Below are 24,395 nucleotides of genomic sequence, written 5' to 3' on the forward strand. Positions count from 1 at the left end.
TACCCCTGTTGATCAAGAGGTTTGCGTCACCATCCGGTCGGATTTCGACGCAAACCTCTTGATCAAGAGGCTTATCGGCGGGGGCTTGTCAGCCCGAGGTTATCGGCGGGAGCGGAGGGCTCGGGTCAGGTGGGACAGGCGGGGGGCCAGACTGGTCAGGCCACCTGGGAAGAAGTAGACGGCCAGGATGAAGACAGTGCCCAGGACGAACAGCGGCTGGCTCAGCGGACGGCTGAGGATGGCCGGCAGGTTGTCCACCGCGTCGCTCGTGCCGAAGGCGGTGAGCCGGTGGTCCAGGTACATGTAGAGGACACCACCGAGCACCGGACCCCACCGGGTGCCCGGCCCGCCGAGCACCACCATGACCAGCAGCGACAGGGTCAGCTCGGAGGACGTGATGTGCGGCGACGCGCCGCCGACGATCAGGACGTAGACCACACCGCCCGCCGACGCCAACCCGCCGGCCAGGGTGAACGCCACCAGCTTGTAGCGGTACGGGTCCAACCCGAGCACGCCGATCCGCCGCTCGTCGTCACGCAGCCCGGCGAGCACCCGACCGGTAGGTGAACCGCTCACCCGGTGCACCACGAAGACCACAAGCGTCAGGTACGCCAGCGCCAACCAGTACAGGTTGACGGTGTTCGTCACCCCGACCAGCCCGGCGGGCAGCCCCGACACGTCCAGCGGCAGGCCCTCCTCGCCACCGGTGAGCCCGCCGAAGTCCCGGGCCACCAGGATCGCGCCCACCTGGGCGAAGGCCAACGTGACCATGGCGAACGCGATGCCCACGGTACGCAGCGCCACAGCGCCGAGCAGCGCGGCGAGGATGGTGCCGCCGGTGATGGTCAACAGCGCCGCCTGCCACAGCGGCAGACCGGCCCTGGTGACCAGGATGTCGGTGCCGTAGACACCGGCGGCGAAGTACAGCGCGTGCCCGAAGGAGAGCATCCCGGTCCGACCGAAGAGCAGGTCGTACCCGGCCGCCAGGCCGCCGAAGATAAGGCAGATGGCGAGAATCTGCAGGGTGCCGGGTGAGTTGACCGGCCCCTCGAAGATCCCCGGTAGGGAGATCGTCGAGTACGGCAGGATCGCCAGCACGACAAGCGCTACCAGCGGCAGGAACGGGCGGACCCGGTGCCACCGCCCCCGCTGCGGGGTCAACTCGTCGGGCACCTGCGCGGGAGGAGCGTCGATCACCGTCATGCCGTTGCCACCTTTCCGGCGATGCCCTGCGGGCGCAGCAGCAGCACCACGGCCAGCAGCCCGACCACGCAGATGTCGCCCAGCCCGGACGTGCCGTAGTAGTTGACGAACTGCTGCACCAGCCCGACCACGACCGCCGCGTACGCGGAGCCGACCACCGAGCCCATCCCGCCGATCACCACCACGATGAACGCGAAGATCAGCAGCGAGCCGCCCTGCCCGGGCGAGACGGTGCCGAAGTAGACCCCGCCGAGCGCGCCGGCGAGCGCCGCGGCCGCCCCACCGATCGCGAAGACCAGCGTGAACGCCTTGCGGACGTCGATGCCCAGCGCGGTCACCATCTCCCGGTTCTCCACGCCGGCCCGGATCACCAGGCCGTACCGGGTCCACCGCAGGAACGCCAGGATCGCGCCGAGCACCAGCACCGCCGCGATGATCAGCAGCAGGCCACCGTTGGGCACCTGCGCGCCGAAGATCCCGGTCACCTGCCGGGTCCAGTCCGGACGCGGGAACGGACGGGCGTCCGCACCCCAGGTGGCCTGGAGCAACGCCACTCCGGCCAGCGACAGCCCGACGGTGACCAGCACCTGCTCGATGGTGCGGGAGTACAGCGGGCGGATCAGCACCAGCTCGACCAGGATCGCGACCAGCGTGCCGGCGGCCACCCCGAAGGCGACAGCGAACACGAAGCCGAACCCGTCCGGGCCGGCGCCCGGCAGGTTGCCCGCCGCCCACCAGGTGCCGTACGCGCCGACGCCGAGGAACAGCCCGTGCGCGAAGTTGAGCACGTCGGCCAGGCCGAAGACCAGGGACAGGCCGGATGCGACCAGGAAGTACAGCGCCGCCAGACCGAGCCCGGTCAGCGCCAACAGGATCACGGTGCCCATCAGAGCTTTTCCTCCCTCGCGACTGCGGGGCTCGCAAGCTCACTCCTCGCGCTCGGCGCAGCCACCTCCGCGGAGCCGACACCGAGCAGCGACTTCGTCAACGCGGTCTCCAACAGCAACTCGTGGGCGTCGCCGGTCCAGGCCACCTTGCCGGCGGCCAGCACGACCGCGTCGCGGGCCAGTCGGCGTACGACGGCGAGGTTCTGCTCGACCAGCAGCACCGGCACCGACTCCGCGACCCGTTCCAACACCTCGGCCACCTCGGTAACCACCTTCGGCGCCAACCCCTTGGTCGGCTCGTCGACGAGCAGCAGCCGGTTGTCGTTGAGCAGCACCCGACCGATGGCGAGCATCTGCTGCTGCCCGCCGGACAGCGAACCGGCCCGTTGCCGTCCGCGTCGGTCCAGCTCCGGAAAGAGCGCGAAGACCTTGTCGTACGCCGGGATGGTGCCGCGCCGCTCGGCGAGCCGCAGGTTCTCCGCGACGGTGAGCCCGGCGAACACGCAGCGGTCCTCGGGCACGTAGCCGAGCCCACCGCGGACCAGCCGGTGCGTCGGCCGGGCCAGCAGACTCTGCGCACCCATCCGGATGGTGCCGCGGACCTCCCCGGCAGGCGGGGTGAGGCCGACGATCGCGCGCAGCGTGGTGGTCTTGCCGACGCCGTTGCGACCGAGCAGCACTGTTACGCCGGTCGGGGCGACAGTGAAGGACACTCCCTGGAGGATGTGCAGCCCGGAGATCCGGACCGACAAATCCTCCACACTGAGGATCGGTTCCGTCACTGAGATGCCTCCGTTCGCGACTGCGGGGCTCGCAAACCCGGCTCACTCCTCGCGCTCACAGCGACTCCCCCAGGTAGGCCTCTTGCACTGTGGGGTTGGCCATCACCGTCTCCGGGGTGTCGCAGGCCAGCAGCGCGCCGTGGTGCATGACGGCGATGCGGTCGGCCAGTTCCAGGATGACGTCCATGTGGTGTTCGACCATCAACACCGCCCGGCCGCTGTCGCCGGTCAACGACTTGATGACGGCGACCAGCTCCGGCACGTCCTCGGCGCTGACCCCGGCCATCGGCTCGTCCAGCAGCATCACCCGCGGTTCACCCGCGAGCAGCAGGGCGATCTCCAGCTTGCGCTTCTCGCCGTGGGCCAGGGTGCCGGCGAGGGCCGTACCCCGGTGGGCGAGGCCGACCCGGTCGAGCGCCGCGTCGGCGGCGACGGCGACCTCCCGGTCGGCCGCCGCCCGCCGCCACAACGCCATTGAGCCCCCGCGGTGCGCCTGCACGGCGAGCCGGACGTTCTCCCGCACGCTCAGCGAGCCGAAGACCGAGGACGCCTGGAAGGTACGGCCCAGGCCGAGGCGGGCCCGCCGATGCGGCGGAAGCGCCCCGATGTCCTGCCCGTCCAGAACGACCCGGCCCTCGGTGGCCCGACGCAGGCCGGTGATCAGGTTGAACAGTGAGGTCTTACCGGCGCCGTTCGGACCGATGACGCCCAGGAACTCCCCGGGAGCCAGGTCGAGGTAGACGCTGTCGACGATGGCGACCTCACCGATCCGCCAGGTCAGACCGCGGGTGGCGAGCATGGTCAGCCCTTCATGGCCACGGCCGGCGGCGCGGTCTCGTCACCGGTGAGGCTCTTCTGCGCGGTCGCCGTGAACGCGGTGCCGCTGCCGGTCAACTTGGCCTGGAACATCGGCTGGAGCAGCGCGTGGTCGGCGGCCCGGATGGTCATCTTGCCCTTGACCCCGTCGAAGCTCCAGCCCTCCAGAGCGGTGACCATCTTGTCGACGTCGTCCCCGCCCTCCTGCGCGGCCCGGACCACCATCTGCGCGGCGGCGAAGCCGTCCGGGTGGAACAGGTCGATGGTGTTGACAGTGGCCTTCAACGCCTTGCTGGCCTCGGTGTCGCTGGCACCGTCGAAGTAGTGCGACAGGAAGGAGATCTTCGCGCCGGCAGCACCGAAGGTCGGCCACGAGGCGCGGATGTCCAGGCCGGTGACGACAGTGGTGGACGAGAGGACGCCCTGCTGGTCGAGGGTCTGCCACATGGCCGGGGCGGTCGTGCCCGCCCACGCCACGAAGAGCAGGTCCGGCTTGGCGGCCTTGATCTGACTGGCGAACGGGGTGAACTCGGTGGCACTGGCCGGGGCCCGGACGCTGCTCACCGTCGCGCCCGCGCTGCCGATGACGGCCTTGACGGCGGCCTCGTTGGCGTCACCGAACGCGCCGTCCTGGGCGAAGACCACCACCTTCTTGCCGGTGGGGTCGCCGATGAACGACTTGGCGGTCACCACGTCCTGGTACGACTGCCGACCGGAGCGGAAGGTGTACTTGTTCGCGCCGGTCACCGCGTCCGTGGCGGCCGGGCCGGAGATGAACAGCACCTTGTTCTGCGCCGCGATCGGCGCCACCTGGAGCGCCACGCCGGAGGCGGTGGAGCCGGCGATGATCTTCGTGCCCTTGCCGATCAGGTCCTTCGCCGCGGAGACCGCCTTGGCCGGATCGCCCGCGTCGTCGACCTCGGTCAGCTCGATCTTCCGGTCACCGACCTTGCCGGTGCCCTGGGTGGCGAAGTCCAGCCCCGCCTTGAACCCCTCGATGTACTGCTTTCCGTAACTGGCCAGGGCTCCCGACTGGGAGTACACCAGGCCGACCTTGACCGGCGCGGCACTGTCGCCGCCGCCGGTGGCGGTGTCCTGCGGGCTGCCACAGGCCGTGGCGGCGAGCGCCGCGGCCATCATCGTGGCGGCGGAGAGGAACGCCCGCCGCGTCGTCCGGACCGTCATTGCGACTCCACATGAGGACTCAGAGGGAGAGAACTTCTTCGTGACGGCTCACGCTAGAAGTGACGTCACCCACGAGCTATGTGGCGGAAACACACAAGTAACAGGATTGAGGTGGCCGGAGGTTACAACGGGCCGCATTACCAGCCGGGAGCTCATGCCCTCGATGGCCCGAACCCCCACGGACCACCCGAACCGTGTGTCGCCCCGCGCCATTCGCCCGGTTCGGTCAGCCGCAGGGCCCGTCGTGGGCCGCCGCGCGCGGGCAGCGCCGACGATCGTCGAGCATGCTGTCGCAGAAGACCCGATGACGTACGCATTGAGCGTCCTCCCTCGGCCCGCCGCGAGACAGCAACCTCGCCGATCATGCAGTTGTGGTGGGCAACAAAACGCCCGAAAACGGCCAAGCCAGGCACCACAACTCCATGATCGCCCGCGCCGCCCTGCCCCTGCTCCGCGATCTTGCACTTCCTGTCCCGACACAAGCCGCATTCCACCCATGTCGATAACCGAAAGCGCATGATCGGCGCGATCTTCTCGCTCCACCTACGGGGACCGACCAGGAGCCTCTTCTCCACGCGTGGGCCAGTGATTTGCCAGGAGTTGGTCGATGGCTGGCCGGCAGATGAATCTCCGGAATGCCCGTTCCCACTCCGGGGGCGCGGGCGGACAGGAAGATTGTCTGGTGCGCCGGTTCTTCCGCAATCCCGTGCGGCTGGTGCCGTTCGCGTTCCTGGTGCCGATCCTGCTCGGTACCGGGTTGCTCATGGCGCGCTGGGCGACCGCCGAACACGTACGCCCACCAGTGGTCACGGCGCTCTTCACCGCCACCTCGGCCGTGTCGGTCACCGGCATGGCCATCACCGACACGCCGAACTACTGGTCCGGCTGGGGCCTGCTGGTGATCACCCTGCTCACCCAGCTCGGCGGCCTCGGCATCCTCACCGTCGCCGCGTTGGTCATCCTGGTGGTCTCCAGTCAGCTCGGACTGCGCAACCGGTTGCTGGTGCAGGCCGAGACGGCGGAGTTCGGCCTCGGTGACGTGGGCCGGCTGCTCCGCCGGATCGCGCTGACCGTCTTCGCCTGCGAGGCGGTGATGACAGTGCTGGTCGCCGGTCGACTCTGGCTGACCTACGACTACCCGTTCTCCGAGGCTCTCTGGTCGGGCGTCTTCCACGCCGTGCAGGCGTTCAACAACGGTGGCTTCGCGCTCTACACCGATGGCCTGCTGGCCTTCAGCCGTGATCCGTGGGTGTCGCTGCCCCTGGCCATCGGCGCGATCATCGGCGGTCTCGGGTTTCCCGCCCTCTTCGAGGCGGTCCGCGAATGGCGGCAGCCGACCCGCTGGGCGGTGGCGACGAAGTTGACCATCTGGGGCAGCGTGGTGCTGCTGCTGCTCGGCTTCGGTGGCCTGCTCGCCGCCGAATGGACCAACGCGAGCACGATCGGCCAGTACGACGTACCCGGGAAGGTCCTCGCGTCGTTCACCCAGATCGCGCTGAGCCGCACCGGCGGCTTCAGCGTCCTGGACATCACCGCTCTCCAGGAGGAGAGCTATCCCCTGCTGATCGTGCTGATGTTCATCGGCGGCGGCAGCGCCAGCACGGCCGGGGGCATCAAGGTGTCCACGTTCTTCCTGCTGGCGTTCACCATCTGGGCGGAGCTGCGCGGTGAGCCCGACGTGACGATCGGGCACCGGCGGGTGGCCACCGCGAGCCAGCGGCAGGCGATCACAGTGGCGCTGCTCAGCGTCGCGTTGGTGATGGCCGGAACCATGCTGTTGCTGCTGCTCACCGAGGGCGTCCGCTTCGTCGCGGCCCTGTTCGAGATCACCTCGGCCTTCAGCACCACCGGTCTGACCATCGGTCTGGCCGCCGAACTGCCGCCCGGCGGCCAAGTGGCGCTGACCGTGCTGATGTTCATCGGCCGCGTCGGGACGCTCACCCTCGGGTCGGCGATCGCCCTGAACACCCGACGCCGGCTCTACCGCTATCCCCAGGAGCAACCCATTGTCGGCTAGGGCGTGGTTCGGAGGTGTCGGCCGGCCCGCACACCGGCGACACGCCATTGGAAGCAGGGAGGGCCGAGGTGTCGGCTAGACGGGCGGACAGCGGCGGCATCGTGGTGATCGGGCTGGGTCGATTCGGTTGCCACCTGGCCGGGTCGCTGAGCCGGATGGACCGCGAGGTGTTGGCGATCGACCGCAGCCCGGCGAAGGTGCAGCGGTGGTCGGCGCAGCTCGACCGGGTGGTTCAGGCCGACGCGACCGAGGAGGGAGCGCTGCGGCAGCTGGGCATCACCACTTTCGGGCGGGCGGTGGTGGCCATCGGGGCTTCGGTGGAGGCGAGTGTGCTCACCGTGTTGGCGCTGGTCGAGCTGGGCGTACCCGAGATCTGGGCGCGGGCCACCTCGCAGAAGCACGCCAAGATCCTGGCGTCGGTGGGCGCCCACCACGTGATCTTCCCGGAGGCGGAGACCGGGGACCGGGTCGCGCACCTGCTCGTCAGCCGGTTGCTCAACTTCATCGAGTTCGACGACGACTTCGCCATCGCCACCGTCCGGGTGCCGCAGTCCCTGGTCGGGCGCACCCTGATCGACCTGAGACCGGAGGAGCGCTTCGGGGTACGCGTGATCGGCGCCAAGCTGCCGGGCGAACGCTTCCGGTACACCTCCGACGACACCACGCTTCCCCAGGGCGGGGTGCTCATCGTCGAGGGTGGGATCGACCAGGTGCAGCGATTCGCGGGGATGCGCTGACCTGCTCCGGCCCCTACCGATCTCGCCCGTCGGACCAACTGGACCGACGGCCCCCTGAGCATGGCGACACGGTGGCCTGCTCACTTTCGATGACCACGCGGCCCCTTGGTCACCTTCACACTTTTCCCGGGCCACCACCGGCGGCCTTCGCGGGCTTCGCCGGGGCCTTCGGAGGCTTCGGTGGCTTGGCCTTCGACGCGCCGCCGCCCGCGCCGGAGCCGCCGCGTGCCGTCGTCTTCTTCGGCGGGGCCTTCACCGTGGCGGCCTTGGCCGGCGGGGCCGTGGAGGGCGCGCTGCCGGCGACGCCGGAAACCCGAACCCCGCAGGTCGCCTCGCCGAGTCGGAACTCGACAGGCAACGGGTTCGCCCCGCTGTACTTGCCGGTGAGGGTCACCTTCTCGGCCGCACCGGGGGCCAGCGTGGTGCGTTGGGCCGCCGGTCGGATCAGCACCGTGCTCCCCTGCTGGTGCACCGGCGCGGGCTCCGCCTTCGTCACCTTCTGCTGCCCGGGGAAGGTGAAGCTCATGGCCCAGTCGCGCAGCTCACGGCCACCGGTGTTGGTCAGGGTCAGCTCGGCGGAGAAGTCAGTGCCGGAGTCGGTGCGCAACGCGTACGCCACCTCGCAGGGCGCCGCCGTCGGCAACCCCATCCGAGCCTCGGTCGTCGGCCGGTCCTCTCCGCTGGCCGGGCTGCGCGAGGTGAACCCCCACATCGCCCCGGTGACAGCGATCAGCCCGACGGCGGCCACGCCGGCCTCCACCCGCCGACGCCGGGTCACCCGCTGCTGCGTCCGACGGTTACGGGTCCGCGACAGCGGCAACGCGTCGGTCGCCGCCGACCAGGGCAGGATGGTGGTACGCGCACTGCCGAGCATCGCCGCGTCCAGCGGGCCGGCAGCCGGGGAGACCGGCACCGCCGCGAGCATGCCGGCCGCCTCGGCGAGCGTCCGGGTCAGCTCGGCGGTGGCCGGCCGGTCCGCGGGACGCTTGGCCAGGCAGCGTCCGACCAGGTCGGCCACCCCGTCGGGCAGCCCCGGGACGGTGGGCATCGGCTCCGGGTCGTTGTACATGTGGGCGCGCAGCATCTGGGTGGTAGTGCTGGCCAGCCACGGCAGTCGACCGGTGAGCATCCGGTAGAGCAGCAGCCCAACGGCGTACACGTCGGTGGCCGGGGAGACCTGGCCGTTGTCCAGCCGCTCCGGGGCGAGGTACGCGGGAGTGCCCAACAGCGCGCCGTCCGGGCCCTTCTCACTCTCCCCGACGAGCGCGGAGATGCCGAAGTCGACCACCTTGACGCCGGTCGAGGTGAGCATGACGTTGCCCGGGGTGACGTCGCGGTGCACCACTCCGCGAGCGTGCGCGGTGGCCAGCGCGGAGCTGACCTCGGCGCCGATGGTCACCGCCTCCCGCCACGGCAGTTTGCTCTCCCGACCCAGCCGGCTGGCCAGCGAAGCGCCGTCGACAAGCTCCATCACCACGTACGGCACGGTGAGACCGACCTGCTCGGACTCGCCGTAGTCGTACACGTTGGTGATGTTGGGGTGGCAGAGCCGCGCGGCGGCCTGCGCCTCGATCCGGATGCGGTGGCGGAAGGCCCGGTCGCTGGCCAGCCGGGAGGCCAACACCTTCACCGCGACCTGGCGACCCAGCACCTCGTCGTAGCCACGCCAGACCACCGACATGCCACCCGCGCCGAGCTGCTCGATCAGCCGGTACCGCTCATCGAGCAACTGCGCGCCGTTCCGGTCCCCACCGCCCATGGTGAGCGATGTTGCCCAGTAACGGCCCGCCTACACCTGGAGTATCGGAATCGGTCAGGATTGTCACCCGATCAGGCGGTGGCCAGCAGTTGGTCAACCGGGGCGTAGTCGTCTGTCAACACCATCGCCTGACCGACGAAGTCCGTCAGCGCCGCACCGGACAGCAGGCTGACCTTCGGGTCCACCTCGGCCAGCCGGGCCCGGACGGCTTCCAGCGGCAACGGCGCGTCGGAGCCGACGATGAGGAAGTTGGAGCCCTGCTCCTCGGCGAGCGCTTCCGGGGGCGCGATCAACGCGACGTGCCCGAACTCGGCGGCCACCGTGGCCAACTCGGCGCGGATGAACCGCAGCGGCGGGTAGTCGATGACGTTCTGCACGTACACGCCGCCGGGGCGGGTCACCCGCCGGACGTCGGCGGCCATCTCCCGGGTGGCCAGGTGCCAGGGCACCACCAGGTGCCCGAACGCGTCGCCGACCACCAGGTCACGGCTGTCGGTCGGCTCGGCGGAAACCAGCATCCGGGCGTCGCCCACCACCGCCCGCAGGTCCGGCCCCGGCCGTACGCCCAGCTCCTGCTCACCCAGCTCGACCAGCCCGCCGTCGATCTCGAACACCAGGTTGTCGGTGCCCGGTCGGGTCGCGGTCAGGTAGCGCGGCACCGTGAACCCACCGCCGCCCAGGTGCAGCGCGTCCAGGCGCTGACCGGCCGGCGCGGCGACGTCGCCGACCGCGCCGATCCACTTCGTGTACGCGTACTCCAGGTGTTTCGGGTCGGCGAGGTCCACGTACGAGTGCTGGGCGGAGTTGAGCAGCAGCGTCCGTCCGCTGGGCCGGGAGGGGTCCGCGGTGACCCGGGCGCAGTGGTACGCCGTCTCGATGTCGCACGGGTTGGGCGCCACTGTGCTCAGCCCCGCCCCGGCCAGGCCGAGCACGGCCAGCGCGGCCCGGGCCCGGGCCGGACCGGGCAGTTCGGTGGGCTCCTCTCGGCGCAGGTACCAGCCGAGGCCGATGCCGACCAGCCCGAGGGCGAGCGCCAGGGCCAGCAGGATGACGGTGCTGCGCAGCGCGGCGACCAGCACGAACCCGGTCAGCAGGGTCGCGGTGATGCCGCCCAGGGTGCCGATCCCGGAGAGTCGACCGACCACCTGGCCGGTGCGGCGCAGGTCGGCCAACTGGAGCTTCACGACCAACGGGGTGACCGCGGCCAGCAGCGCGGCCGGCACGAACACCGCCAACGCCACCAACAGCAGGATCGCGCTGGCCGCACCGCCGCGCAGCACCTCACCGGCGTACCGGACCACGGGCAGCGTGATCGCGGTGGCGATGCCGGCCAGCACCAACGCCGGCGCGAGCAGGCCGCGCGGGTCACGCCGGTCGGCCAGCCAGCCGCCGGTCCACGCCCCGTAGGCGATCGCGGCCAACGCGATGCCGATCACGGAGCTGGTCACCTGAAGGGTCACCCCGACGTACGGGCCGACCAGGCGCAGCGCGACGGTCTCCAGCACCAGCACGGCACCGCTGGAGAAGAAGACCAGGAACGCGGCCAGGCCGTTGGGCAGCGCCCGGCCGGTGATCGGCACGGGCTGGGCCGGGGGCGCCGGAAGGGCCGCTACGTCGGACGGTGGGGAGCTCATCGTCGCGATGGTACGCAGCGAAGCTGGTGCTCCGGGTCAGTACATCGAGAGATGAACATGGTTCGTGTGGGACGCCGCCGGAGAGCCGCTTCCACTGTACGAGCGCCAGCCGGTGCCGGGATGCCAGATCTGCCGGTACCAGATCACGTAGAGCACGCCCAGCCGATCGGCGTTGCGTACGTGCCAGGCGGCCAGGCTGTCCCCGTACGCCTTGTCGCCGCCCGTCGCGTTCTTGTCCTCGAAGCCGTTCGTGGCGGCCGAGAAGTCGCAGGCACGGCCCTTCGGATGCTCGCCGCCGCCACCACTGCGCTTGCAGGAGACGTGCCGCTTGTAGCCGGCCGCCTGGGTCTGCTTGAGCGCGTTGAGGGTGCGCGGAGTGATGCACCCGGAGGTCGTCGGGTCCTTCACCGAGCAGGATTCCGACGGCCAGGACCCGTCGGAGTTACGCGGGGCCGGCTTCGCCGAGGTGGAGCTGCCACCACTGAAACCGTTGCTGCCGCCGGAGCTGACCTCGGCGAGCGCCTCCTCGGCTTCCTTCTTCTTCTTCGCCATCACGGCGAGTTGCTTCTGCTGCTCGCGAACCTCGGCGTCCATTGCCACCTTGGCCTGCTGCGCCTGCTGCCGGGCCTCGGTGAGGTCACGCAGCCGCTTGCTGTCCCGCTGAGCCATCAGGTCGAGGTCGCCCGCGCGTTCCAGGAACGCCTCCGGCGTGGCCGTGTTGAGCAGCATCGAGACAGCGCTCAGCCGACCCACCCGGTACGACTGGGCGGCCACCTCACCCACCTGGCTGGTGAGCCCGACCAGCCGACCCTCGATCGTCGTCAGCTCGCCGGCCAGCGCGGTCTGGCGACGCTTGGAGTTGTCCAGCTTGGCCTTGGCCTCGATGTGGCCCCTGGCGGTCAGCTCCAGCGCGTCCCGCAGCTTCTTGCTGCCACCCTCGTCCGGCTCCGCGTACGCGGGCACCGCGGCACCGCCGAGCACCAGCGCGACGGCGGCGAGCACGGCGAACAGAGCGCGGCGACCCAGCCGCGGGCTGAACCTGTTCCTGGGCACGAAAGCGTCCTTCCGTCGACCGCCGGCCCCCGATTGAACGCTGCATGGCGACGCCGGTCGGCGGCCCGCTGGCGGAGACCGCCGGTCACGATACCGGATCGTGGGCGGGTGACCAGCCTGCTGAACCTCAGGCTGCCTCGATGTCGACGCAGCGTTCCAGCGCGGTCGCGCAGCGCGCGGATCAGGGGCTGAGGAGCGCCTCGCGCACGTCGGCCCAGACCTGCTCGTTGGCGGCGACGAGCAGACCGCGGCCGTCGTCGGCGGGGTGGTAGTCGACGCCGTCGAATCGGCGGGCGACGCCCCCGGCGGCACGGACCAGCACGGTGCCCGGGCCGTGGTCCCAGGGCAGGGTGCGCCAGAAGAGGACGAACTGCTGCTCGCCGGTGAGGATGTCCAGGTACTCCCGACCGGCGCAGTGCTGGCCGGGCAGCAGCTCACCGAGCCGCCGCCCGCCGGCGCGGACCCGGTCGCGGGTCTCCGGCGGCAGGAACCGGGTCATCGCCGCGCCGCGCAGCTCGCCGAGCGGCGGCACCGAGCCGGTGCCGTCCACCGGTCGACCGTTGAGCAGGGTGCCCTCGTCCGCCGAGCCGGCGGCGAGAGTGCCGGCCAGCGGGTCGAGGATCCAGCCGGCGGCCGGTCGCCCGTCGGTTAGCAGCGACACCATCAGGGCGAACGGCCGGCGACCGGCGGCGAAGTTGGCGGTCCCGTCGACCGGGTCGACCAGCCAGACGTCCCCGCCGTCGCGGAGGTGCCGCAGCAACCCCGGATCGTCGGCGACACCCTCCTCGCCGACCACCTTCGAGCCCGGCCGCAGCCGGCGCAGCCCCGCCGAGAGCAGTTCCTCGGCCCGGCGGTCCGCGACGGTGACCACCTCACCGGGCGCCTTCTCCGACACGTCATCGTCGTCGAGCTTGCGGAACAGTGGCAGCACGACCTGGTCGGCGGCCTCCCAGAGCAGGCCGCTGACGTCGTCCAGCAGGGTGTCAGCCACGCGGCGGCAACTTGACCACGCTGACGAAGAACTCGTCGATCTGACGGACCACCGAGATGAAGCGCTCGAAGTCCACCGGCTTGGTCACGTAGGCGTTGGCGTGCAGCTGGTAGCTGCGCAGGATGTCCTCGTCGGCCTGCGAGGTCGTGAGCACCACCACCGGGATCCGGCGCAGGTTCGGGTCTTTCTTGATCTCTTCCAGCACCTCCCGGCCGTCGCGCCGGGGCAGGTTGAGGTCGAGCAGGATCAGGTCGGGCGCCGTCACGTCGGCGTACTGACCTTCCCGGCGCAGGTAGGCGAGCGCCTCGGCCCCGTCGGAGACGACGGTCAGCCGGTTACGCAGCTTGTGTTCCTCGAACGCCTCCTGGGTCATCAGCACGTCACCCGGGTCGTCCTCGACGAGCAGGACCTCGATCGGGCTCTTGCCGTCCGCCGGCGCGGTCATCCCACCGTCTCCTTCATGTCACCCGTTCTACCGCTTTCCAGCGTCCGGTCGGCCCGGTCCGGCTGGTCCGGTCCGTCGGCCTGCTCCGTCAGCGCTGCCGGAGCCTCGGTCGAGGGTGCCGCGTCACCATCGGTCGGCTCCCCCGCGGAATCGGCGGCGGCAGCCGCCGCGACGTCCTCGGGAAGTGCCGGCAGGGTGAAGCGGATCGCGGTGCCCTCGGGCACGTCGGTGTCCACCCAGACGCGGCCGCCGTGGTACTCGACGATCTTCTTGACGATCGCCAACCCGATGCCGGTGCCCGGGTACGCGTCCTTCGAGTGCAGCCGCTGAAAGATCACGAAGATCTTGTCGGCGAACTCCGGCTCGATCCCGATGCCGTTGTCCTGGCAGGTGATCTCCCACTCGGCACCCACAAGGCGGGCCGAGACGTGCACCTTCGACGGCACGTCCGGGCGGCGGAACTTGATCGAGTTGCTCACCAGGTTGGCCAGCAAATTGGTGAGCAGCGGTTCCTCACCCGAGATCGTCGGCAGCTCGGCCCAGGTCAACTCGGCGTCCGCGTACTGCCGGGCGGCCTCGGTCTGGCCGGCCACGTCGCCCATCACCTTGTTGAGGTCGACCTCGACGAAGCCGGTGGTGAGCCGCCCGATCCGGGAGAACGCGAGCAGGTCGTTGATCAGGCGCTGCATCCGTTGCGCGCCGTCCACGGCGAAGGCGATGTACTGGTCGGCCCGCTCGTCGAGCTGCCCGGCGTAACGGCGCTGGAGCAACTGGCAGAAGCTGGCGACCTTACGCAGCGGCTCCTGCAGGTCGTGCGAGGCCACGTACGCGAACTGCTCCAGGTCCCGGTTGGAACGGGTCAACTCCTCGGCCTGCTTCTGGAGCTGACTGTTCACCCACTCGATGCGCTCGCGGGCGGCCCGGACCTCGGCCAGGTCGGCGGCGATCTTCTGCCGCATCGCATCCACGTCCTCGCCGAGCTGGATGAACTCCGGCGGGCCAACGGTGGCGATGCGGTGCTGGTAGTCGCCTTCGGCGACCTCGCGGACCTGGTTGGCGAGGGCGGTCAGCGGCCGTACCACCATCCGGTCCAGCGAGAGCAGCAGCACCGCACCGGCGATGACCACCACCAGGGCGGCCACGATCAGCAGGACGACCAGCGCGTTGCTGCTGGTACGCACGTTGGCTGCGGTCTGCTCCCGGGCGGCCAGGACCTCCTCCTGGAGGTCGTTCACCGCCGAGCGCACCTCGTCGAACTGTTGCCGGGCCGATTCGGTGACCAACGCCTGCCCGGCGCTGGTGCCGCTCTGCTCGGTGGTGACGATCACCGGCTCCGCTACCGACCGCCGCCACTGCGTGACACGCTCCTCGACGGTCCGCAGCTCCTGGCTGATCCCCGGATAGTCGTCGAGCAACGACCGCATCGAGGCGGTCACGCTCTGCTCCTGGGCGAGCCCTTCCCGGTACGGGCTCAGGTCGTCCTGGTTGCCGCTGACCGCGTACCCGCGGATCGCCGTCTCCTGGTCGAGCAACGCGTTGAGCAGTTCCTGGGACTGCACCCGCAACGGGCCGGTCTCGTTCAGCACCGCGTCGATCTGGGTGCGGTTGCGGGCGGCCACCGCCGCTTCCGCGCTGGCCAGCCCGATCAACAGAAAGCCCACGACGGAGAGCAGGGTGATCACCCGGCGGCGGAGACTCCAGCCGCCGATGACCGGCCTCACCGGCCACCGCCCCGGCTGACAAGCAGCATGGCCACGTCGTCGGCGAGCGGACCACCGTTGAGCCGCTCGGCCCGCCCGACCAGCCACGCCGGCAGCTCGGGCAGCGACACCGAACGGTTGGCCGGCTCGCCCAGCAAGCCACTGAGGCCCGGCACGTCGAGCCGTTCGTTGCCGGCACCCACCCGCCCCTCGATCAAGCCGTCGGTGTACATCAACAGGGACCAGTCATCGGTGTCGAACTCCAGGTCGTAGGCGATCGGCCGGCGAGGTCGTACGCCCAGCAGCAGGCCGCCGGGCGCGGGCACCGGGGCGACCCGGCCGCCGGAGAGCAGCAGCGGTGGCGGGTGCCCGGCCAGTCGGACGGTGGCCCGGTTGGCGTCCAGGTCCAGTCTGACGGTGGCCACCGTCGCGAAGATCTCCTGGAGGCGGCGCTCACTCATCAGCACCTGCTCCAGGGCGGGCAGCACCTCGTCGTCCGGCACCCGGGCGAGCACCAGGGCGCGCCAGGCCACCCGCAGCTCGACCCCGAGCGCGGCCTCGTCCACCCCGTGCCCACAGACGTCGCCGACGATCAGGTCGAGGCGGTCCGGGTGGGTCTGCACCACGTCGAAGAAGTCCCCGCCGATCAGGGCGGCGTGCCGGCCCGGCCGGTAGAAGGTGTGCACCGCCACCTGGTCGGTGGTCATCAGCGGTTGGGGCAGCAGACCGCGTTCGAGTCGGGCCGACTCGGCCTGGCGCAGCTCGACCTCGCGCAGCCGGCGGGCATTCTCGTCGGCGCGCTTACGCTCCACGGCGTAGCGCAGCGCCCGGGTCAGCAGCACCCCGTCGACCTGGCCCTTGACCAGGTAGTCCTGGGCGCCCTCAGCGACCGCCACGACGCCCAGGTGCTCGTCGGTGCGGCCGGTCAGCACGCAGACCGCAGCCCCGCTGGACATCTCCAACACCTGGCGCAGCCCGTCCAGCCCCTGCGCGTCGGGCAGACCCAGGTCGAGCAGGACGCAGTCGACGTCGTTGATCCGCTGCCGCGCCTCCCGCAGGCTGGTGGCGACCAGCAGGTCGATCATCGAGTTCGTCTCGGCCAGCAGCTCACCGACCAGGAAGGCGTCGCCCTCGTCGTCCTCCACCAGCAGCACCCGCAGCCGCTCACCCGGCGGCAGGTTGGCGTGCCGCGCCAGACCACCGTGCGGGTACGGCACAACTGGGGAACCGGCCGAGCCGGCCCCCCGGTGCGGCCGGGTCACCGCCGCGAGACGCGGGAGTTCGCTGGTGATGTCGGGCTCCTTCCGAGTGCCCCGCTGATCCTGTATTAGACAACGGTCGCACACAACACGATGCCTCCGGCGCGGGCGGGGATGGAGCGCATCACTGCCCGGCCGCGGACAAACCGGGCGGCTGATGGACGCCTGACGTACCGGCCATCCCCTCCGCGGCCACCGACGGGCAGGATGATCCCACCCCAGGCCCCACCACCCCCCGAGGAGTTCCCGTGGGAGCACCCACCACCCCGGCCACGACGGGCACGCCACCCCGTCCGGTCCCGGGCGTACCCCTTGCCGACCGCGCGTTGACCCGGCCGCGCCGGCGGCTCGTGGCCGCCGCGGCGGCTCTGGTCGCGCTGGCCGCGGTCGGCGCCGGCAGTCTGCTCGACCTGCGCACCCCCGCCCCGAAGTCGGCCGATGCCCCGGCGGGCGCGTTCAGCGCCGGCCGGGCGTACGAGGACGTCCAGGTGATCGCCGCCCGGTCGCACGTCGCCGGCAGCCCGGCCAACGAGCAGGTCCGCGCTCACCTTGAGCAGCAGTTGCGGGGGCTGGGCCTGGAGACCGAGGTGCAGGACACCGTGGCACCGGAGGCCGGTCAGCTCAGCGGGGCGGCGGGAGGGGCGACGCTGGCCCGGGTCCGCAACGTGGTGGCCCGGATGCCGGGCACCGACTCGACGGGCCGGGTCTTCCTGGTCGCCCACTACGACTCGGTGCAGACCGGGCCGGGCGGCAACGACGACGCGGCCGGCACGTCGACGATCCTGGAGGTGGCCCGCGCGCTGACCACCGGTCCCCGACCGCGCAACGACATTGTCTTCGTCCTGACCGACGCCGAGGAGGCGTGCCTCTGCGGCGCGTCCGCGTTCGCCGCCAGCCACCCGCTGGCCGCCGACGGCGGTGTGGTGCTGAACCTGGAGGCGCGGGGCTCCACCGGGCCCGTGATCATGTTCGAGACGTCCCGGAACAACGCGAAGCTGGTGGACATCTTCGGCCGGGCCGCCCCACACCCGGTCGGCACCTCGTTCGCTGTGGAGATCTACCGCGCGCTGCCCAACGACACCGACTTCACCGCCTTCCTCGATCAGAAGTTCATCGGGCTGAACTCGGCGTACATCGACGGGGGCGCGATCTACCACACACCGTTGGACACCCCGGCCGCCATGGACCGGGGCAGCCTCCAACAGCACGGGGACAACGCGTTGGGCCTCGCCCGGGAGTTCGGTGGCACCGACCTGACCGACCTGCGCTCCGGGCACGACGCCACCTACTTCCCCGTCCCCGGCGGGCTGGTCCGCTACCCCGGCTGGCTCACAGTGCCGCTGGCCCTGCTCGCGGTGGCACTGGTGGCCGCCCTGGGCTGGCTGACCCGCCGCAGCGGCCGGGCCAGCACCGGCCGGCTGGCCGCCGGCTTCGCGCTGGCCCTGGTGCCGATCGTCGCCGCGCCGGTCGCCGCCCAACTGCTCTGGCTGGCGATCACCACGATCCGACCGGGGTACGCGGAACTGCTCGACCCGTACCGGCCGATCTGGTACCGGCTGGCCGTCCTGGCGCTCGCCGCCGCCATCCTGTTCACCTGGTACGCGCTGACCCGCCGCCGGATCGGCCCGGCCGCGTTGGCCGTCGGCGGGCTGGCCTGGCTGGCAGTGCTCGGGGTGCTGCTCGCCGTGGCGGTGCCGGGTGGGGCGTACCTCACCACAGTGCCGGCGCTGGCCGGCGCCCTCGGCGGGCTCGTCGCGCTGCGTACCCGGCAGACCGGACCGTGGCCGGTGGTGGCGGTGACGGCCGCCGCGGCAGTGGGTGTGGTCATCCTGCTGCCCACCGTGGTGCTGCTCTTCCCCGCGCTGGGGATGGCCATGGGCGGGGTGGCCGCGCTGGTCGCGGTGCTGCTCGGCCTGGTCGCCCTGCCGGTGGTCGACCTGCTGCACCCGCAGGCCGGCGGCCAGCGTGGCCTGCTCGCGCTGCGGGCCAGGCGGCTCGCGGTGCTGCCGGCCGGCGCCGCCGCCGTGGCGGCGGTGGTGCTCGCCGGGGTCGGCCTGGGCGTCGACCGCTTCGACGCCGCCCACCCCGCTCCCACCCACCTGATGTACGCCCTGGACGCCGGCACCGGCCAGGCCCGTTGGCTCAGCCACGAGAGCGACCCGCAGCCGTGGACGGACGGCTACGTGGACGGGGTCACCGATGTCGGCGACGACTTCCCCGGGCTCGGCGACGGTGAGTTGCGGGCCGGGCCGGCGCAGTCGGCGAACCTGCCGGCGCCGAAGCTGGAGGTGGTGGCCGACGCCACCGCGGGCGGCGAGCGCACGCTGCGGCTGCGGCTCACCCCGCAGCGGGTGGCCCGGCTCGCCACCCTGCACGTCGACACGTCGACCGCCACCGTGCTGCGCGCCGACGTGGCGGGGCGGTCGGTGCCGGTGGAGCCCCGCGCCGGGAAGTGGGGCTTCGGGCTGGTGTTCCACGCCCCGCCGGCGGAGGGCATCGAGGTCGTGCTGACAGTGCGCCCGATCGCCGGGCAGGTGTCGCTGCGGGCGATGGACGCCAGTGACGGGTTGGACGCGCTGCCCGGCTTCCGCCCCCGGCCGCCGGCCGTCGGCGTCGTCGGGTCGCACAGCTCGGAGATGCTGGCGGTCGCCCGCACCTATCCCCTCTGACGGTTGGAGGTGGTCCGGCTAGTGATTCGTCGCCGGACCACCTCCTCCTCCGGTCAGCTCACCGGCTCCGGTTGGCCGGCACCGATCCGGTGCCAGCGATTACCGTCGTGGTCGGTGAAGGTGAGCTCCACCAGAACGGTGTCGGCCGGGCGCAGCCGATGCTCCGCCGCGACGGTGACGAAGAGGTCGTGCACGTCGCGGCCGGCAATCCGTCGGACCTGTTTCGCCGCCGCCAGCCCGACCGGCGGGGCGTCCGAATCGTCGGGCGGGGCGAGCCGGGCCAGCACCACCACGTCCAGCACCGGGGCGTCGCTCTCGTTGGCCACCGCGACCCGTAGCACCGAGGTGCCACGAATCTCGGCCACCGCCGAGACCAGCCGAGCCTGGGTGGCCCGGACCCGCAGATCGTCGTCGCGACGGGCACGGATTTCCCGTCGCAATCCGAGGTAGACGAAGAGCACGCTGGCAATGGAGCCGACCGCGCCGAACCAGTCCGGCACGGAACCCCAGTCGACGACGTCCTGGATTGGTGACCAGTTCATAAGTCCATCGTGGATGCCCGTGTCGAGTGCCACGCACGGCGGATCGGCCGGAATCAGCGGCGAATTGGGAATTCCGGCGCTGATTTTGGTCAGCCTGGTGGCCTGAACGGAGAGTGTGCAACCCAGTACGGGGATGGATACGCTTGCGGTCGACATGGTGCGGATGGCAATCCCTCCGACTGTCCATCAGATGGACAGGATCTTTCGCCGCCGCCCCATTGTGAATTCGCCACCGAAGGGGGACCGCATTGACTGCGGACGTTCCACCCGAGGATGCCGGCGTGCCTCGGCCTGCGTACGACCGGCCGAGTCGGGTCTCCGTCGATCCACCGCTCGGGCGACTGGACAGCCCGCTGCACGGGCGTGACGACCTGATCGACGAGATCATTCAGCCGGGGAAAGATGCCGGGGGCCGACCCGCGGTGCACATCCTGTGCGGCATGGGCGGGTCCGGCAAGAGCCACGTCGCGCTGGAGATCGCCCGTCGGGCCCGCGCCGACGGCCGGACGGTCTGGTGGGTGCAGGCCGGGCGGCTCAACTCCGGGATGCGGGAGGTGGTCAGCCAACTCGGCGCGTCGGAGACCCAGGTCGACCAGGCCTGGGCCGGCATGATCAGCGCCACCGACCTGGTGTGGCGCTACCTCAACCAGGCCGCGCAGCCCTGGCTGTTGATCTTCGACAGTGCGGACGAGCCCGCCAGCCTGGGCCCCACCGACGGAGTGCTCGCCGACGGCACCGGCTGGCTTCGCAGCCCGGAAGCCGAAGACGGCATGGTCATCGTGACCAGCCGGGACGGCAACCGGGCCACCTGGGGCACCTGGTCGGTGCTGCACCAGGTGCGTCCACTCGACGCCGAGGCCGGCGCGAAGGTGCTCATCGACCGGGCCGGCGCCCAGGCCGGCGGCCTGGCCGACGCCCGGGAGCTCGCCCGGGAGCTGGGCGGGCTGCCTCTCGCCCTGCGCGCCGCCGGCAACTACCTGAGGTCGGTAAACGCCAGCCCGGTCTGGCGCGGCTCATCCACGATCACCACCTTCGCCGAGTACCGCACCGCTGTGCAGCGTCGGTTCCGCTCACCCCGCGACGCCGCCGACGTCGACCTCGACGAGTCCCTCGGCCTGGAGATCGTCCGCGAGGTCGACGACATCTCACTGGACCTGCTGGCCCGCCGCCAACTCCAACAGAGCCGACCATTGCTCAACGTGCTGGCCTGCCTGAGCATCTCCCCGGTGCCCTACGAGGTGGTGCTCAAGCCGGCCATCCTGGCCGAGTCGCCGCTCTTCAAGGGGCTCACCGGCCGGCAGCGGGTGAAGGTGCTGGAGGGCATCGGCAACCTGGCCCTGGTCGACTTCGACGTGCAGGAGGAGGTCACCGATCCTGCGTTCGCGCACGTGCTCTCGCTGCACCCACTGGTGCACGCGATGTTCCGCGACCGCGACGAGGTGCGTGAGCAGATCGCCGAATACCACGGGTTGGTCATGAAGCTGCTGCTCGCCGCCACCGCAGGGCAGAACCCGGACGACTCCGCAGCCTGGACCAACTGGGACGTGCTGGTGCCGCACCTGGTCGAGGCCGTGCGGGAATACCTCGTGCCGCAGAAACACAAGCACGACCCCGAGACGGTACGCCGCGCGCTGGAGCTGACCCGACTCACCGCCCGCTACCTCATCGCGATCGGCCTACCGGGCTCGGCCTTCGACATCCTCGACCCGATCGTGCGCGGTTGCACCGCGTACGACCACGACCTGGACCGGCCGCAGGTGCTGGCGCTGCGCCACGAACTGGGCCGCACCTGGCTGGAGCGCAACCAGCCGGAGATGGCCGACCGGGTGCTCCGCGAGGTGATCGCCGACCGCACCAGGGTGCTGGGCAGCGACGACGCCGACACCCTCGCCAGCCGGCACAAGCTCACCAAGGCGATCATGGCGCAGCGGCAGTGGCCGGAGGCCGAGGTGGAGCTGCGGCAGATCGTCGCCGCCGAGGATCAGGTACGCGGCCCGGAACACTGGGACACCATGATCGTGCGGCACAGCCTGGCGCTGGCGGTGCTGGCCCAGCAACGGGCGCCCGAGGCCGAGGAGATGCTGCACGCCATCCTGGAGGTCCGCTACCGGTTGTGGCCGCTCAACCAACCGGAGACCTGGCAGGCCCGGCACACGCTGGCCCGCTGCATGCAGGCGCAGGACCGGTTCGCCGAGGCGGAAGCCGAGCTGCGCGCCACCCTGGCCACTGTGGAACCCCGGCACGCCGACCGCAGCGAGGTGCTCGCGATCCGATCCACCCTGGCCCTGGTGCTGCTGCTCGAGGAGCAGGTCGACGCGGCGATCGAGGTGTACGAGCAGTTGCTGGCCGACCGCCGGCGACTCCTCGGCGACACCCACCTGGACACCCTCCAGGTGGAGCACGCGCTGCGCCGGCTGCGCGACGGCGACTGACCGGTGCAGTGCGGCGCGGCCGGTCAGTGCGGCGCGGCCGGTCAGTGCGGCGCGGCCGGTCAGTGCGGCGCGGCCGGTCAGTGCGGCGCGGCCGGGCCCAGGTCGCTCGGGTCGGTGTTGCCACCACAGATGATCACTGCCACGCGCTCCCCCGGCTGCGGCACGTACGCGCCGCCGACCAGCGCGGCCAACGCGGCGGCGCCACCCAACTCGGCGGCGACCCGCAGCTCCGACCAGAGCAGCCGGCGCGCCCGCACCAGGTCCTCGTCGCGGACCAGCACGGACACCACCTCGGTCCGACGGGCGGTGTCGAAGGCGATCTCGCCGATCCGCCGGGCACCCAACGAATCGGTGGCGATGCCACCCACCTCGATGTCGACCGGACGACCCGCCTTCAGGGCCGAGTGCAGGGTGGGGATCTGCTCCGGCTCGACCGCCACGACCCGTACCGAGCCACCGAACCAACTGGCGATGCCGGACACCAACCCGCCGCCACCGACCGCCACCAGCACGGTGTCGATCCCGTCCACCTGCCGCTCCAACTCGCGGCCGACGGTGCCCTGACCGGCCACCACCTCCGGCTGGTCGTACGCGTGCACCACCAGCGCGCCGGTCTCTGCGGCCCGCTGCGTGCTCGCGGCCAGGGCCTCGGCGTAGTGCTGGCCGACCTGGCGCACCTGTGCGCCCAGCCCGGCCAACCGCTGCACCTTCACCGGCGAGGCGGTGACCGGCACGAAGACCTCCGCCGGCACGCCCAACGACCGGGCCGCGTACGCGACGGCGAGGCCATGGTTGCCGCCCGACGCGGCGATCACCCCGGCCGAGGGCAGGGACCCCTGGAGCATCCGGTTGAACGCGCCGCGCGGCTTGAACGAGCCGGTGTGCTGATGCAGCTCCAACTTGAGACTGAGCTGCCCCGGCACACCCAGATCGGCGCCGTCGACGGAGATGACCGGGGTTTCCCGGACCCGCCCCTCGACAAGGGCCGCGGCCGCCTCGACGTCGCTTCTGTCCACCATGGGGAAACGCCCTTCACTACGACCAGAGGGCCAGTCGACCATCGTCGGTAAGCCCGACGAAACATCCTATGGAGATCCGTCGGCCATCCGACGCCTGACGCACCGTGTGATAGTGCCGCGGATCAAACAGAAAGCCCTCCCCGAGCGTGGGGCGCAACGTCAACGACTGCGTGTCGGCGACGACCGCCTCCTGGAAGCCGTACCCGCCGGGGATCCGCAGCGGCTCGTCGTCCGGCTGCCAGCGCCGCCGCCACAGCACCGTCTCACCACCGGCCGGTGGCACCCGGATGTAGATGTTGAACGCCAACTGGGCCACCACCTCGCTGTCGAGCAGCCGGCCCGCGTACTCCCGTACCGCGTCGTCGAAGTGCACCTGGAGCCCCGCGTTGATCTCGCGGACGACGCCGACGTGCATCTCCCGACCCTGCCGACGCCCAGGTGCCACATCCGGCCAGGCACCGCGGAACGCAGCCAGGCACAGGTCCCGGGGCGAGTCCGACACGCCCAGCGTGGACCAGCTCTTCTCGGCCGCGCTGGCCGCGTCCCAGTAGTCCTCGCGGAGCTCCCCGGCGGACCGGTGGTCGTTGATGGCCGGACCGAACTTGGCGACGACGGGAAAGACCCGGCTCTCGTCGTAGCGGTCCATCGGCGCGTTGGCGAGGGCGGCGGTGATCGCCTGACAGCGCGCCACGGAGAGCAACCCCGGCACCCGAACGGCGGCCAGCCGCCCCGCGATGAGCCCGGCGACATCCGCTCGGGTGATCGATTCTGATTCGACGGCGACGAACAAGGGATCGGTAGTGCTCGAATGCTGCACGGCGGTCCTCCCGTAACGAAGATCCCTCACCGGACTTGTCGCGCCCCCCGACCCGCGCACCGTGCAATGTACAAACCGCAGGCAAGACAAGGTATCCGTAGTTCCGGGCGACGTGGCGCGGCCACCGCTACCATCGGCGCAACCGGGGTAAGTGACACCGAACCGTACGGCGGAAGCTTTCCACCGATCGGGGAATGGTGACGATTCTCGGCGTGACGCATGATGCGACTAGTTCGAACGCTGACAAGGAGTTCGAGATGGCAGGCGCCGGCCCGACGGATCTTGACATGCACGTCGACCGCCTGGAAATGGCGCGTCGAATAGCCCGGGAAATGATCGAGTCCGACCATCTGGCCCTGGAGCTCGCCGTCAGGCAGCGTCCACAGTGCTGGTCCCGACGCCCGGCCGGCCACGGCACCCGAGCCGACACCCTCGCGGGCTGACCCCT

20 protein-coding genes are annotated in these 24,395 nt (G+C 71.1%); 5 read left to right on the forward strand and 15 right to left on the reverse strand.

What is annotated here, in order from left to right; all coding sequences use genetic code 11:
• Positions 1 to 99: 99 nt before the first annotated feature.
• From ABZU43_RS07620 to ABZU43_RS07640, 5 genes are read right to left on the reverse strand one after another with little or no spacing between them, the layout of a single operon-like run.
• Positions 100 to 1,203, reverse strand: coding sequence for a branched-chain amino acid ABC transporter permease (locus ABZU43_RS07620; RefSeq protein ID WP_355005713.1), 1,104 nt, complete (start codon positions 1,201 to 1,203; stop codon positions 100 to 102).
• Positions 1,200 to 2,090, reverse strand: a complete 891-nt coding sequence (locus ABZU43_RS07625; protein WP_091402581.1) for a branched-chain amino acid ABC transporter permease — start codon at positions 2,088 to 2,090, stop codon at positions 1,200 to 1,202. The genes ABZU43_RS07620 and ABZU43_RS07625 overlap by 4 nt, the downstream gene beginning before the upstream one ends.
• On the reverse strand, positions 2,090 to 2,872 hold the full coding sequence (locus ABZU43_RS07630; protein WP_355005714.1) for an ABC transporter ATP-binding protein: 783 nt from the start codon (positions 2,870 to 2,872) through the stop codon (positions 2,090 to 2,092). Before ABZU43_RS07630 ends, ABZU43_RS07625 begins: the two co-directional genes overlap by 1 nt.
• Positions 2,873 to 2,927: 55 nt before the next feature.
• Complete coding sequence (locus ABZU43_RS07635; RefSeq protein ID WP_355005715.1) at positions 2,928 to 3,671, reverse strand: ABC transporter ATP-binding protein; 744 nt, start codon at positions 3,669 to 3,671, stop codon at positions 2,928 to 2,930.
• Between the two features lie 2 nt (positions 3,672 to 3,673).
• On the reverse strand, positions 3,674 to 4,873 hold the full coding sequence (locus tag ABZU43_RS07640) for a substrate-binding domain-containing protein (protein ID WP_355005716.1): 1,200 nt from the start codon (positions 4,871 to 4,873) through the stop codon (positions 3,674 to 3,676).
• A gap of 682 nt (positions 4,874 to 5,555) precedes the next feature.
• Between ABZU43_RS07640 and ABZU43_RS07645 the strand changes: the two genes are divergently transcribed.
• Together ABZU43_RS07645 and ABZU43_RS07650 are read left to right on the forward strand one after the other, a co-directional pair.
• Positions 5,556 to 6,890 (forward strand): potassium transporter TrkG, encoded by a 1,335-nt coding sequence (locus tag ABZU43_RS07645; RefSeq protein WP_355005717.1) that lies wholly within the window; start codon positions 5,556 to 5,558, stop codon positions 6,888 to 6,890.
• 68 nt (positions 6,891 to 6,958) lie between these two features.
• A complete protein-coding gene (locus ABZU43_RS07650) occupies positions 6,959 to 7,627 on the forward strand; it encodes a TrkA family potassium uptake protein (RefSeq protein WP_355005718.1) in 669 nt (222 codons plus the stop codon).
• A 115-nt stretch (positions 7,628 to 7,742) separates the two neighbouring features.
• Here the strand turns inward: ABZU43_RS07650 and ABZU43_RS07655 are convergent, their stop codons facing one another.
• From ABZU43_RS07655 to ABZU43_RS07685, 7 genes are all read right to left on the reverse strand, one after another.
• Positions 7,743 to 9,386 (reverse strand): serine/threonine-protein kinase, encoded by a 1,644-nt coding sequence (locus ABZU43_RS07655; RefSeq protein ID WP_355005719.1) that lies wholly within the window; start codon positions 9,384 to 9,386, stop codon positions 7,743 to 7,745.
• Positions 9,387 to 9,457: 71 nt separating this feature from the next.
• On the reverse strand, positions 9,458 to 11,020 hold the full coding sequence (locus ABZU43_RS07660; protein WP_355005720.1) for a fused MFS/spermidine synthase: 1,563 nt from the start codon (positions 11,018 to 11,020) through the stop codon (positions 9,458 to 9,460).
• A 36-nt stretch (positions 11,021 to 11,056) separates the two neighbouring features.
• The gene (locus ABZU43_RS07665; RefSeq protein ID WP_355005721.1) at positions 11,057 to 12,073 is read right to left on the reverse strand and encodes a hypothetical protein; all 1,017 of its coding nucleotides are present in this window, start codon (positions 12,071 to 12,073) and stop codon (positions 11,057 to 11,059) included.
• Between the two features lie 181 nt (positions 12,074 to 12,254).
• A complete protein-coding gene (locus ABZU43_RS07670; RefSeq protein ID WP_355005722.1) occupies positions 12,255 to 13,064 on the reverse strand; it encodes an inositol monophosphatase in 810 nt (269 codons plus the stop codon).
• Positions 13,057 to 13,509: a response regulator gene (locus ABZU43_RS07675; protein ID WP_355005723.1), complete on the reverse strand. Its 453-nt coding sequence runs from the start codon at positions 13,507 to 13,509 to the stop codon at positions 13,057 to 13,059. Before ABZU43_RS07675 ends, ABZU43_RS07670 begins: the two co-directional genes overlap by 8 nt.
• On the reverse strand, positions 13,506 to 15,230 hold the full coding sequence (locus ABZU43_RS07680; RefSeq protein ID WP_355005724.1) for an ATP-binding protein: 1,725 nt from the start codon (positions 15,228 to 15,230) through the stop codon (positions 13,506 to 13,508). The genes ABZU43_RS07675 and ABZU43_RS07680 overlap by 4 nt, the downstream gene beginning before the upstream one ends.
• Complete coding sequence (locus ABZU43_RS07685) at positions 15,227 to 16,426, reverse strand: fused response regulator/phosphatase (protein WP_355005725.1); 1,200 nt, start codon at positions 16,424 to 16,426, stop codon at positions 15,227 to 15,229. Before ABZU43_RS07685 ends, ABZU43_RS07680 begins: the two co-directional genes overlap by 4 nt.
• Before the next feature lie 392 nt (positions 16,427 to 16,818).
• Between ABZU43_RS07685 and ABZU43_RS07690 the strand changes: the two genes are divergently transcribed.
• Entirely contained in the window at positions 16,819 to 19,137 is a 2,319-nt protein-coding gene (locus ABZU43_RS07690; protein WP_355006075.1) for a M28 family peptidase, read from the forward strand.
• Between the two features lie 53 nt (positions 19,138 to 19,190).
• On the opposite strand, the gene ABZU43_RS07695 is transcribed toward ABZU43_RS07690, so the two are convergent.
• On the reverse strand, positions 19,191 to 19,679 hold the full coding sequence (locus ABZU43_RS07695) for a hypothetical protein (protein ID WP_355005726.1): 489 nt from the start codon (positions 19,677 to 19,679) through the stop codon (positions 19,191 to 19,193).
• 281 nt (positions 19,680 to 19,960) lie between these two features.
• On the opposite strand from ABZU43_RS07695, the gene ABZU43_RS07700 reads away from it, so the two are divergent.
• Complete coding sequence (locus ABZU43_RS07700; protein ID WP_355005727.1) at positions 19,961 to 22,111, forward strand: tetratricopeptide repeat protein; 2,151 nt, start codon at positions 19,961 to 19,963, stop codon at positions 22,109 to 22,111.
• 77 nt (positions 22,112 to 22,188) lie between these two features.
• Here the strand turns inward: ABZU43_RS07700 and ABZU43_RS07705 are convergent, their stop codons facing one another.
• Together ABZU43_RS07705 and ABZU43_RS07710 are read right to left on the reverse strand one after the other, a co-directional pair.
• A complete protein-coding gene (locus ABZU43_RS07705) occupies positions 22,189 to 23,130 on the reverse strand; it encodes a threonine/serine dehydratase (protein WP_355005728.1) in 942 nt (313 codons plus the stop codon).
• Between the two features lie 16 nt (positions 23,131 to 23,146).
• Entirely contained in the window at positions 23,147 to 23,947 is an 801-nt protein-coding gene (locus ABZU43_RS07710) for a proline hydroxylase (protein WP_355005729.1), read from the reverse strand.
• A gap of 194 nt (positions 23,948 to 24,141) precedes the next feature.
• On the opposite strand from ABZU43_RS07710, the gene ABZU43_RS07715 reads away from it, so the two are divergent.
• Positions 24,142 to 24,390, forward strand: a complete 249-nt coding sequence (locus ABZU43_RS07715) for a hypothetical protein (RefSeq protein ID WP_355005730.1) — start codon at positions 24,142 to 24,144, stop codon at positions 24,388 to 24,390.
• Positions 24,391 to 24,395: the final 5 nt, after the last annotated feature.

Source organism: Micromonospora sp. NPDC005205, assembly GCF_040608275.1.
Lineage (GTDB): Bacteria > Actinomycetota > Actinomycetes > Mycobacteriales > Micromonosporaceae > Micromonospora.